This window comes from Paenibacillus sp. FSL R7-0048 (genome assembly GCF_038004505.1).
In the GTDB taxonomy this organism is placed as follows: domain Bacteria; phylum Bacillota; class Bacilli; order Paenibacillales; family Paenibacillaceae; genus Paenibacillus_AQ; species Paenibacillus_AQ odorifer.
Genome location: NZ_JBBORF010000001.1, coordinates 5,097,353 through 5,109,663, shown reverse-complemented (window position 1 = coordinate 5,109,663; position 12,311 = coordinate 5,097,353). Strand labels below are relative to the sequence as shown.

The window sequence follows — 12,311 nt, the reverse complement described above, 5'->3', positions numbered from 1 at the left end:
CATGGATAGTTAGGATTAGCGAAACCGTGAATCGCAACGCACGTATATATTTTCATTCATAAGTCACATGTTGACTTTAATTATAAGGAGGAACTGCGGGATGAGTGCTCATGAGATTGATTATGCCATTATGGGTGAGGAAATACAGTGTGTAGAGGTGCAGCTTGACCCAGGAGAGAGTGTAATTGCCGAAGCCGGGAGCTTCATGATGATGGATCAGGAAATAACAATGGAGACGATATTTGGCGACGGCAGCGGAGGCTCGCGTGGAAGTGGCTTGATGGGGAAGCTGATGGGCGCGGGCAAACGTCTGTTGACAGGTGAAAGCTTGTTTATGACCGTCTTTACACACAGTGGTTCTTATGGACGTAAAAGTGTCACCTTTGCTGCTCCGTACCCAGGCAAAATCATCCCGCTCGACCTGCAGCAATACGGTGGGAAAATCATCTGTCAAAAGGATTCATTCCTTTGCGCGGCAAAGGGCGTTTCAATCGGTATTGAATTTCAGCGTAAGCTGGGTACCGGCTTTTTTGGTGGTGAAGGTTTTATTATGCAAAAGCTGGAGGGTGACGGACTTTCATTTGTACACTCTGGCGGTTATGTTATGGAACGCACACTTCAACCGGGAGAGACGCTTAAGCTGGACACTGGCTGTCTAGTCGCTATGACGTCTTCGGTGGATTATAATATTGAGTTTGTAAAAGGGGTCAAAACCGCGCTGTTCGGCGGCGAAGGCCTGTTCTTCGCAACGTTGCGCGGACCCGGCAAGGTGTGGGTACAGTCGCTGCCATTCAGCCGAATGGCCGATCGCATCCTGTCCGCTGCTGGCAACAGCGGTCGGAAAGAAGAAGGAAGCGTACTTGGCGGACTCGGCAATTTGCTGGATGGTAGATAAGTCTGCGTGAGCGCATTGCACAGCGTGGAAGTAGAGGATATATAGAATGTGGAGTGAGCGTGTGAAGTGCTGAGTAGATGAGGCAGAGAGCGTGCGTAATGTGGAGTGAGCGTGGAATTGCTGAGCATATGAGGCGATGAGCGTGCGAGATGTGGAGTGAGCGTGGAAATGCTGAGCATATGAAGCAAAGAGCATGCGAAATGTGGAGTGAGCGTGGAAATGCTGAGCATATGAAGCAAAGAGCGTGCGAAATATGGAGTGAGCGTGGCATTGCTGAGCATATGAGGCAAAGAGCGTGCGAGATGTGGAGTGAGCGTGGCATTGCTGAGCATATGAGGCAAAGAGCGTGCGAGATGTGGAGTGAGCATGGAAATGCTTAGTATATGAAGCAGAGAGCGTGCGAAATGTGGAACATACGAGGTATACAACATTACAAGAGGACGCGTCGTTTCAGCGGTGGCGCTATAGGGTGTGGTGAAACAAGGGCAGAAATGCCCTTGTTTTGCTGTAAAGGTTTAGTATCGCGTGAGACAAGGGCAAAAGTGCCCTTGATTTGCTCGAATGAGCTAGTATCGCGCGAAAGAAGGGCAAAACTGCCTTTGATTTACTCTAATGAGCTAGTATCGCGCGAAAGAAGGGCAAAAATGCCTTTGATTCGCACGTATTAGCTAGTGTGGTGCGAAAGAAGGGCAGAATTGCCTTTGATTTGCTCGAATGAGCTAGTTTGGCGCGAAAGAAGGGCAAAAGTGCCTTTGATTTACTCGAATGAGCTAGTGTGGCGCGAAAGAAGAGTGAAATTGCCTTTGATTTACTCGACACTGTCAAATGTACGGTATAAATCCCGCAGATAGAGCCGATGGGGCACATATAGCCAAATGTACGGTATAAATCCCGTAGAATGGAGCCGATAGAGCGTATACGGTCAGATGTACGGTATAAATCCCGTAGAATGGAGCCGATCGAGCGTATACGGTCAGATGTACGGTATAAATCCCGTAGAATGGAGCCGATCGAGCGTATACGGTCAGATGTACGGTATAAATCCCGCAGAATGGAGCCGATCGAGCGTATACGGTCAGATGTACGGTATAAATCCCGTAGAATGGAGACAATCGAGCGTATACGGTCAGATGTACGGTATAAATCCCGCAAATGAGTTACTCCAACAAGCAATAAGTTACTTATGTTCGATGGGATATCACCGTTCGGCGTCTGCAATATCAACTTTACATTGTCCTCCACTACCACTACTATCACCACCACTACTACACTATCACCACTACTACACTATCACCACCACTCCTGCATCTTTAAACCAATTTATAGTTTGTTAGAGCCGTAATGAGCTATGCTCATTTACGGTTTTTTATGTTTTTTAAGTAATGGTTGGCCGAAGTAGATGACCACTCAGGTACAATTGGGATAGTTTAATTGATAACTATATAATACCAGCTCATGAGTAGCTGGTTCAGGTATGATGTGTTCAACACTATTTCGTACTTTGGAGGAATGTATATTGGTAATGGACGTGGAATTTGGCAAGGAAATTGAGAGTGCTATTTGTTGGGCTAAGGTGCAACTGGGGTCGCAGGAGTATCCGCTGCGTTGTCTTGCTTTTGTTGAAGATGCATATGAAAGAAGCAATGGGATCGAAATGTGGGGAGGCAGCGATGCACGCGAATCCGCAGAGCTGTACGATGCGCACAAGAATACCGGGGCTCCGCCAGCTGGCGCGTTTGTTTTTTATGCTTGCTCAGGGTTGGTGGACGGTGAGTTTAAGGATTGGGGGCATGTAGCTTTGGCCCTTGGGAATGGCGGGGCCATTCATGCCTGGGATAAAGTTAGGATAGATCACTACATGGAAATTTGCCATCTGCAAGCTGCTCCGGGCTGGAGCCAACCAGAACTTATCGGCTGGGCACCTGTAGAGAGAGTTCTTGCCGGGATTCAGAAGAAACAATGGGACTAGTTGATATCCTTAAACCTAACTTATCCAAGAACCTAGAAGGTGCCGTAAACAGGTGCTTCATGGGTTCTTTTTTCTTCCTTCCGATTTGACTAACCCTATGCACGGTGTATATATTATTTGGCAGACCCCCTTATATTGTTAAGGCTGGACCGGAGGCATGATATGTTCAAAATATTTATTATAGAAGATGACCGTGGACTTGTGGCTTTGCTGCAGGATTATTTACATAAGTTTGGATATGAAACGCAGGCGGTGAGTGATTTTGAGCGGGTCCGCACTCAGTTTGAGGCGTTCACGCCACATCTGGTACTCCTTGATGTTAATTTGCCAAAATACGATGGTTATTACTGGTGCCGCCAGATTCGCGGAATTTCAACCTGCCCTATTCTTTTTATATCTGCCCGCGATGGCAAAATGGACCAAGTAATGGCGCTGGAAAATGGAGCCGACGATTATATCACTAAGCCTTTTGATTACGAAATCGCGATGGCCAAAATCAAAAGTCAGCTGCGGCGCGCCTACGGCACCTATGCCGGTGGGAATAATGAACGCACACTAAACGTTGCCGGAATGACGCTGGATGTAGAGCGGCTAATCCTTACCCGAGGCGAAGCTAAAGTGGACTTAAGCCACACGGAAGCCAAGATACTAGATGAGCTAATGCAAAAATCAGGCGTCATCGTTACCCGGGACAGGCTGCTCGAAAAAATCTGGGATGATCAAGCCTTCGTGGATGAAAATACCTTAAATGTATATGTTACACGTGTACGCAAAAAACTTGCCGCTCTCGCTATCACAGATGGACTACAAACCGTGCGCGGTCAAGGCTATCGTTTGATTCCGAATTGGGGGGATGAGGAATGAAGTTGTTATTACGGGAACAGTTCCCCCTGATCGTGGTCTATCTAGCCCAGCTAGTCCTGATCACATTAGTGTACCGGCTGGATGGAGGCAGCGGTCTGAATGTAAGTTTATATGCCGCGCTACTCAGCACTTGTCTACTGATTGGCTACCTCGCTTACCGTTACGTCACCAATCGCACGTTTTATGAACGTTTGGAGACTACGCCCTCCTCTCTCGATGAGGCAGGTGGCCCTACACAGGATTCTCCGCTAGCCGTAAGCTTGCGAGGTTTACTGGGGTCGCAATTCCGCCTCTACAAAAATGATTTGCACAGCTACCGCCACAAATTAGAAGAACATATTCACTTTATTAATCAATGGGTACATGGCATGAAGACGCCGTTGTCTGTCATTCATCTGATCATTCAGGATAAGGATGGCCCTCCTTTTACGGCAATTGGTGATGAACTGGATCGTCTGAAAAAAGGACTGGATACCGTGCTTTATACGGCCCGTCTGGATACTTTCGAGCACGATTTTTATGTGGAACGGCTGAATTTGGAGACCATCGTACGTGGTGTGACCTCTGAGCAGAAGCGTCTTTTTATTCGAAAAAGAGTATTTCCAGCTATACAAATAGATGAGCAGATTACCGTAACCACGGATGAAAAATGGCTCACTTTTGTCCTTACGCAGCTGATTACGAACGCTGTACGTTATACGACAGAAGAGGGCAAACATGTTTATTTCCAAGGGATGGTCACGGAAGATAAGCAGACTGTGCTTGAGATCCGGGATGAAGGAGTAGGCATACCAGCAGGAGATCTGCCGCGCGTGTTCGATGCTTATTTTACCGGGGTGAATGGACGAACCTTCCAGGAATCTACGGGGATGGGTTTATATCTCGTGAAGCAGATCTGCGGCAAGCTTGGACATGAGGTGAGTATCCGTTCCGAAGAAGGAAGCGGGACCACCGTGCGGATTGTATTTAGGGAGCAGCATATAACAAACCTTACAAATGTGTAAGGGCATTGTAAGTTTCAGAAATAGCAGCCTATGTGTACACTTTGTATAATGAAGGCAATCCAGTCGAAAGAAGGAGAGGTAACACTTGCCCATTCTAGATGTTCATAATTTATCAAAAATATATGAGGGTAAAGTGTCCACTCAGGCGCTGAATCATATCCGCTTTTCTGTAGAAAAGGGGGAGTTTGTTGGCATAATGGGTCCATCCGGGAGCGGGAAAACAACGCTGCTCAACACGATTGCCACCATCGACCAACCGACCTCCGGTCAGATTCTGATCAACGGCCGAGATCCTAATCTGCTTAGCAGAAAAGAAAAGGCGCTTTTTCGCCGTCATGAGCTAGGCTTCGTCTTTCAGCATTTTAATCTACTGGATACGCTCACTATAGAGGAAAACATCGTATTACCTTTGACGCTTGCAGGTGCTCGTGTCCCAGAGATGGAGAGCAGGCTGAAAGAGGTCACTACCTTGCTTGGCATCGAACATTTGCTGAAGAAGCGCACGTACGAGGTCTCAGGCGGACAAATGCAGCGGGCGGCTATCGCCCGGGCGATGATTCATCGTCCATCGTTAATTTTGGCGGATGAGCCCACAGGCAATCTGGACTCCAAAGCCTCAGGGGAAGTCATGAATATGTTGACAGAGGTGAATAAGGAAGAAGGAGCTACGGTACTGATGGTCACACATGACGCAGTGGCTGCAAGCTTTTGCAACCGGGTCATCTTTATTAAAGACGGACGTTTCTATAGTGAAATGTACAAGGGCAGTAATAGAGGCGCTTTCTTCCAAAGTATTATTGATATGCTGTCTCTGCTTGGGGGAACCAGCCATGACCTTTCGGCAATTCGCTTATAGGAATGTAACACGTAATAAACGCAAATATGCCGCTTATTTTGTCGTCAGTGCTTTTTCGGTGATGATCTTTTTCGTGTGCGCTTTGTTTATTTACCATCCGGATATTTCAAAGAGCTTAATTTATAGTACGGCGGCTCATACGATGATGGTGGCAGAGGCAATTATTTATGTCTTTTGTTCTTTGTTCGTACTCGTATCCGTTGGATCCTTCCTGCAGTCGCGCAAGATGGAGTTCGGAATTTTATTGATGCACGGAATGACGAAGAGACAGCTGAACACCATGGTTTTTCTGGAAAATATGATGATCGGCACCTCTGCCATCCTGACAGGTACCCTTCTCGGGTTACTTCTGGGCAAATTATTTTTGATGATCGGATCCACTTTTTTGGGAATTCCCCTGTTAACCTTTCATCTCCCATGGCAGGCACTTGTGCTTACGATCTGCAGCTTCGTGTTATTGTTTTTTCTGATATCGCTTTGCACCTTTGTTTTTATCGGCAATGAGTCACTGATGCGTCTGTTTCAGGGAGAGCGTAAGGCAGAAGAAGAACCCAAAGTATCCTTTGTATTATCTATTATTTCTGCTGTACTGCTGATCAGTGGTTATTATATGGCGGCTACTGCAAAAGCTGCTTCCGTAGAGAAAGTCATGTTTCCGGTCGTTGCGATTACGGTTATCGGGACGTATCTCTTTTATACCCAGCTAAGTATTTGTTTGGTTAAGCTGCTTAAGGACATTCGGCGCTTGTATTGGCATCGTACGAATATCATCACTTTATCCGGTTTGTCCTACCGCTGGAAAGAGAATGGCCGAATGTTTTTTATGGTGACGATTGTATCCGCAGTCTCCTTCACTTCCGTAGGGGTATTTGCATCGATACATACACTTTCCAGAGAGCTGAAATTGGATTATCCTGCAGCAGTGGGTTATGTAGCCAAAGGAAATCAGACGGGTGTACCCTTTGATCAGCATCTGAACGAAATTAAGGAAGAGCTCAAGACGCACGGACTCCCTTATGAAGCGCTTAGTATCCCGATTAAATATGCTGAGGTCGAAGCTCAGACTGGACCCGATCGCACTTTACGCCTTCCCTTGATTGCTTTCAGTGATTATAATCTCGCCCTGCAACGTGCAGGTTTCCCAACAGATGAGCGTGCTCTGGTGGGCAACGAAGGTCTGGTGATGATTGGTTCGCAGCGGGATCGCAGTTTAACAGAAGGCAGAGTAAAAGCGGTCTATTCCTTGCAGCAAGGACTTGCCATTAAAGAAATAGGTTATACCGAGCAAGTCCCCATTGCCGAATATTTATTGCCGGAGCTGGATGGTAGAGATGGCGGGGATTTTAGTGGTGTCGTGATCAGTGACGAGCTTTACAGTGCTATTGATCCCGTGCAGACGGATCTTTATACAGGTTTTTATGTAGAGGATTTTCCGCAGACGGTAGGTATCGCAGCTGATCTTGCCCATAAAGGCAAACAGTCCTATGAAAGTGATTCTCCGTATGCGATTGTGATCAGCGGCACGCTGTTTGAGCTTCAGAAAACATTGTATAACACAATGCTTTTTGCTTCCTTGCTGGTGGGTACTGTCTTTTTTATTGCGGCAGGCAGCTTTCTTTACTTCCGGTTATATACCGATCTTGATCATGATCGCAATCAATATTCCACTTTGTCCAAGATGGGACTTACGGATAAAGAACTCAATCGAATAGTTACGATTCAGCTGTCTTTGTTGTTTTTTGTGCCGGTCGGAATAGCTATTTTACACAGTGTGTTTGCCTTTATTGCGCTTCAACGGTTGTTCTACTTATCTATCGCAACGGAGACAGGCGCGGTGTTACTCGGATATTTGGCTGTTCAAGGACTATACTTCTTTTTTATTCGCAGCCGCTATTTACGCAACCTGAAGAAGAACTTGATATGAGAAATGGGGGTAACAAGATGCAAGCATGGATTACAGATTTTATGGAGCAGTTTGGTTACTTCGGTATTTTTCTGATGCTGGCCTTTGAAAATATATTTCCACCAATTCCTTCAGAAGTGATCCTGCCCTTTGGAGGATTTATGACGACTACGACGAGCTTGACGATCCCTGGTGTAATCATTGCTGCCACGGCTGGTTCACTACTGGGTGCAGTAATTCTCTATTATATTGGCCGATTATTGGATGTGAGCCGGTTAGAGAAACTGGTTGAACGCTGGGGTAGCCTAATTAGGGTCAGTAAAAAAGATATCCACAAGGCTGACGCCTGGTTTGATAAATATGGCTACTGGACTGTATTGTTTTGTCGGATGGTTCCGCTGGTCCGCAGTCTGATTTCGATTCCGGCGGGAATGTCGGGCATGAAATTTGGAGTATTTATGATCTTCACAACGATTGGCACATTGGGATGGAATTTGCTGCTTGTGCTTATTGGCGCGGTATTGGGCGAATCCTGGGAAGACATTGCCGTGTACATGGATGTGTACTCCAATGTAGTCTATGTACTAATTGCTGGCGGATTAGTTATTCTTGGGTTTCTGTACTTCCGCAAACGCAGCCGGAGAATGAACACTGAGGGCTAAGCGGGTAGTGGACTGATAATAGAAATGACTATTAAAAAGGAGGGAAACAAATGGAGCTATTAACGATTATTAAAGCCATTATTTTGGGGCTTGTTGAAGGTTTAACCGAATTTGCTCCAGTATCCTCCACGGGTCATATGATTATTGTTGATGATATGTGGCTGAAATCACAGGAGTTATTTGGACAATATACAGCAAATACCTTCAAAGTAGTTATTCAACTGGGTTCAATATTAGCGGTTGTTGTGATCTTTAGAAATCGGTTCATTGATTTGTTAGGCTTAAAGCGTTTCAGCCGTAAGCAGTTGGATCCTGTAACAGAGGAGCTACCGCAGTTGGAGCAGGGCGGGCATCTCAAGCTGACTCAGGTTCTGGTAGGGTTAGTGCCTGCAGGTGTGTTAGGTGTTCTGTTTAATGATTATATTGATGAGCATTTATTCTCTACCTCAACAGTGTTAATTGGTCTAGTGATTGGGGCTATATTAATGATTATTGCCGATCTGTTTGGGCCGAAGAAGATCAGAACTGAGAGTGTAGATCAGATTACATACAAACAGGCACTTGGTGTAGGTCTTGTACAGTGTTTTTCGTTATGGCCTGGATTTTCACGCTCGGGCTCGACGATTTCTGGTGGAGTACTCCTCGGGATGAGCCATCGTGCCGCTGCTGATTTTACGTTTATTATGGCAGTACCCATCATGGCAGGTGCCAGTCTGTTGTCACTGATGAAAAACTGGCAATATTTCACCATGGACGCGTTGCCGTTTTTTATTGCAGGCTTTATTAGTGCCTTCCTATTTGCGCTGTTATCGATGCGTTTCTTCTTAAAACTGATCAATCGTATCAAGCTCTTACCGTTTGCTATATACCGTATAATTCTTGCTGCTGTAGTATATTTCGTATTTTTCTAAGTCCGTTATAAGGAATCGATATAACAGAAGCCCCAGTAATCTATTGCAGATTGCTGGGGCTTTCACGTATGATGACATCAGATTAAGACACTCAAATGATGAATGATATCGGAGACAGGTGCTGACCGGAAAATAGTAATTCGGTAGGCTTAATAGGGAAATTCGGTTCGAAGCCGATGCGGTCCCGCCACTGTAACGGAAGAATCTCGAGCAACAGAGGTCACTGGCAATTTACTACTGCTGGGAAGACTGCTCAAGATGTTGACGCCGCTAGCCAGGAGACCTGCCTGTTTCAACAGCACTGCTTCACCTACGGAAGATAGGGAGGTGTTAGACGTTAACCATGGGTATATCATGGGCGTCTTTCCCTTTGACTTTTTTAGGGAAGGGCGCTCTTTTTTATAGGAAAGCAAGTAGCTTTGGAGTTTGAAATAAGAGATGGAAGAGGGAGTGTATCGAGATGACGAATAAAGTAAAAGTAAGTAATCTTGGATATCCGAGAATCGGAAAGAACCGCGAGTGGAAAAAGACACTGGAAGCCTACTGGCAGGGGAAAATAAATGAAGAGCAATTCCGCTCCGAAATGGCAGCAATTCAGCTGCAGCATTTGAAGACCCAGCAAGAGGCAGGAATTGAGCTTATTCCGGTGAATGATTTTACTTTTTATGACCATGTGTTGGATACGGCTGTTATGTTTGGAATTGTACCTCCACGGTACACGTATGATGGCGGCGACATCGGGCTTGATCTTTATTTTGCAATGGCCCGTGGTAATACTGAGGCTACTGCCTGTGAGATGACCAAATGGTTCAATACGAACTATCACTATATCGTTCCAGAGATCGGCACACAAACACCACGCCTGACTGAAAATAAACCTCTAGCGGCTTATCGTTTTGCTAAATCGCAGGCAGGGATTGAAGGTAAACCGGTACTTTTAGGTCTGTATACCTTCCTTAAGCTGTCCAAAGGTTACGCAGCGGCAGATATCGCCAAGATTGCTGCACGTTTTGTTCCAGTCTATGTTCAACTGCTACAGGAACTGAAGCAAGAAGGGGTAAGCTGGGTACAAATCGATGAGCCAGCGATTGTTACAGGCATAAGTAAAGAAGAATTAACACTGCTTAACTCGATATACACAGAAATTGCCGGCTCCGTGCCGGGCTTGAATATTATTTTACAGACGTATTTCGAAGCTGCTGAACCGTTGGAGGCACTGCTAGAGTTGCCTGTTCAAGGCTTGGGTCTTGACTTTGTGCACGATGGTGGAGCGAATCTGGCTTCTATCGAACGTCTTGGCTGGCCGAAGGACAAATGGCTGGGTGCCGGAATTATTGATGGACGGAACATCTGGCGTTCCGATTTAGACGCTAAGCTGCAACTGGTAGAAAAGCTCAGCGTTCATGTGCCGCTTGATCGTCTTATTCTTCAGCCTTCTTGCAGTCTGCTGCATGTCCCAGTCACCGTTCAAGGTGAGGTGAAGCAGAAGGCGACAGTTAAGAATGCGTTAGCTTTTGCCGATGAGAAGCTTGCAGAGCTTAGTTTGCTCGGAGCAGCCCTCGCAGATAAAGGAGAAGCTTCTAAAGCAGCGCTGGCCGCTAGTCGTGAAGCTATTGCAGCATTCCGCGCACTACCTGAGCGTGGCCGTAAGGATGTGGCGGAGCAAGTGCTTGCACTTGCAGCTTTGCCGGACCAACGCAGTTTGCCTTTTGCTGAACGCTTAAAGGTGCAGCAAGAGAAATGGCAGCTTCCACTTCTGCCAACCACTACAATTGGTAGCTTCCCGCAGACAGTAGAAGTGCGTCAGGCGAGATTGAAATGGCGTAAAGGGGTCTGGAATCAGGAGCGTTATGATGGATTTGTTCGTGAGCAGATCGCGGATGCAATTACCTTCCAAGAAAAGCTAGGTCTGGATGTTCTGGTCCACGGTGAGTTCGAGCGTACAGATATGGTGGAGTTTTTCGGAGAAAAGCTGGATGGATACTTGTTTACTAGTAATGGCTGGGTTCAATCCTACGGTTCCCGTTGCGTTAAGCCACCGGTGATCTACGCGGATGTTGCATTTATACAGCCTATGACTGTTAAAGAAAGTGTCTATGCACAATCGTTGACGAAGCTTCCGGTTAAAGGAATGTTGACGGGTCCTGTAACTATCCTCAATTGGTCATTTGTACGTGATGATCTCAGCCGGGAAGAGGTAGCCAATCAAATTGCTCTTGCCCTTCGCCATGAAGTAAAAGCGTTGGAAGATGCAGGCATCGAAATGATTCAAGTGGATGAGCCGGCTATACGTGAAGGACTTCCGCTTAAGGCAGAAGACCGTGAGCATTACCTGAACTGGGCAGTGAAGTCGTTCCGCGTTGCTACGAACCATGTGAAGGCTACGACACAAATTCATACGCATATGTGCTATAGCGAATTCAATGACATGATCGATTCCATATCGGCTATGGATGCTGATGTAATCTCCATTGAGACTTCACGTAGCCATGGGGAGCTGATTATCAGCTTTGAGGAGCAGGCCTATGATAAAGGAATCGGTCTTGGAGTGTATGACATCCATAGCCCGCGGGTTCCGGCTGTAGAAGAAATGACGGCGAATATCGATCGTGCGCTGCGGGTGCTGGACCCTGAACAGTTCTGGATTAATCCGGATTGCGGTCTGAAAACACGTGGCTGGCAGGAGACAGAGGATGCACTACGTAACATGGTAAGCGCTGCTGCTATTGCGAGGGAAAAGTCAGGGGTTATTGCATCAAAATAGACATAAATAAATTAGAGCCAGGGTAATTTACCCTGGCTTTTTAGTTCACTTATTTTTTTATAATCAGCTACTTGATAATAATTCTCAATCTTGTTAGAATGAAAAAGAAAAAGAAGGAACCGTGGAGGGTCCCTTCAGGCATTTACTTATTTACTTTCGAAAGTTTTGCAATCTGTTTCTTCTGCGCGTTTTGGTTCTTGGGAGCTGTGGAAAGCTACGAAGATCGATTCAGCGCTGCATTTGTTCTCTTCTGCCCAGTGGGTGCAGGAGTTAACTTCACAAACTACGTCTTTTGCCATGAGGGTTCACCTCCCCTTATAGTAATTGATAGTATCATTCAATGAACGGCTCTGTTCAGCAAGGTGGAGCTTGTCTCAACAAAGCCGTGTCACGCCCTCATTCATTATGAATAGAGGGTATTTGGCTTTTTTTACTAGGTTAGACGTGGTAATTGTACCAAATAATGAGTTTGTAAGCAAATAA

At 46.1% G+C, this 12,311-nt stretch carries 11 protein-coding genes and 1 riboswitch; of the genes, 9 read left to right on the top strand and 2 right to left on the bottom strand.

What is annotated here, in order from left to right; translation table 11 throughout:
- The first annotated feature begins 100 nt into the window (after window positions 1-100).
- On the top strand, window positions 101-895 hold the full coding sequence (locus NSQ91_RS22830) for a TIGR00266 family protein (protein WP_038572584.1): 795 nt from the start codon (window positions 101-103) through the stop codon (window positions 893-895).
- An 821-nt stretch (window positions 896-1,716) separates the two neighbouring features.
- Here NSQ91_RS22830 and NSQ91_RS22825 read toward each other — a convergent pair.
- Window positions 1,717-2,007: a hypothetical protein gene (locus NSQ91_RS22825; protein ID WP_340919941.1), complete on the bottom strand. Its 291-nt coding sequence runs from the start codon at window positions 2,005-2,007 to the stop codon at window positions 1,717-1,719.
- Window positions 2,008-2,411: 404 nt separating this feature from the next.
- Between NSQ91_RS22825 and NSQ91_RS22820 the strand changes: the two genes are divergently transcribed.
- The 8 genes from NSQ91_RS22820 to metE all read left to right on the top strand — a co-directional run bounded on the left by NSQ91_RS22820 (window position 2,412) and on the right by metE (window position 11,828).
- Complete coding sequence (locus tag NSQ91_RS22820) at window positions 2,412-2,864, top strand: NlpC/P60 family protein (protein WP_218641829.1); 453 nt, start codon at window positions 2,412-2,414, stop codon at window positions 2,862-2,864.
- Window positions 2,865-3,026: 162 nt separating this feature from the next.
- Entirely contained in the window at window positions 3,027-3,728 is a 702-nt protein-coding gene (locus NSQ91_RS22815) for a response regulator transcription factor (RefSeq protein WP_038572574.1), read from the top strand.
- Entirely contained in the window at window positions 3,725-4,732 is a 1,008-nt protein-coding gene (locus tag NSQ91_RS22810) for a sensor histidine kinase (protein ID WP_076130702.1), read from the top strand. Before NSQ91_RS22815 ends, NSQ91_RS22810 begins: the two co-directional genes overlap by 4 nt.
- An 85-nt stretch (window positions 4,733-4,817) precedes the next feature.
- Window positions 4,818-5,588, top strand: a complete 771-nt coding sequence (locus NSQ91_RS22805; RefSeq protein WP_076304673.1) for an ABC transporter ATP-binding protein — start codon at window positions 4,818-4,820, stop codon at window positions 5,586-5,588.
- Window positions 5,563-7,512: an FtsX-like permease family protein gene (locus NSQ91_RS22800; RefSeq protein ID WP_076193048.1), complete on the top strand. Its 1,950-nt coding sequence runs from the start codon at window positions 5,563-5,565 to the stop codon at window positions 7,510-7,512. Before NSQ91_RS22805 ends, NSQ91_RS22800 begins: the two co-directional genes overlap by 26 nt.
- 17 nt (window positions 7,513-7,529) lie before the next feature.
- Entirely contained in the window at window positions 7,530-8,153 is a 624-nt protein-coding gene (locus NSQ91_RS22795) for a DedA family protein (RefSeq protein ID WP_076281532.1), read from the top strand.
- Between the two features lie 50 nt (window positions 8,154-8,203).
- Window positions 8,204-9,064: an undecaprenyl-diphosphate phosphatase gene (locus tag NSQ91_RS22790; protein WP_076130699.1), complete on the top strand. Its 861-nt coding sequence runs from the start codon at window positions 8,204-8,206 to the stop codon at window positions 9,062-9,064.
- 99 nt (window positions 9,065-9,163) lie between these two features.
- A riboswitch (cobalamin riboswitch) is annotated at window positions 9,164-9,369 on the top strand.
- 155 nt (window positions 9,370-9,524) lie between these two features.
- Complete coding sequence (gene metE / locus NSQ91_RS22785; RefSeq protein WP_076130698.1) at window positions 9,525-11,828, top strand: 5-methyltetrahydropteroyltriglutamate--homocysteine S-methyltransferase; 2,304 nt, start codon at window positions 9,525-9,527, stop codon at window positions 11,826-11,828.
- 146 nt (window positions 11,829-11,974) lie between these two features.
- Here the strand turns inward: metE and NSQ91_RS22780 are convergent, their stop codons facing one another.
- A complete protein-coding gene (locus NSQ91_RS22780; protein ID WP_076098619.1) occupies window positions 11,975-12,127 on the bottom strand; it encodes a DUF1540 domain-containing protein in 153 nt (50 codons plus the stop codon).
- Between the last annotated feature and the right edge of the window lie 184 nt (window positions 12,128-12,311).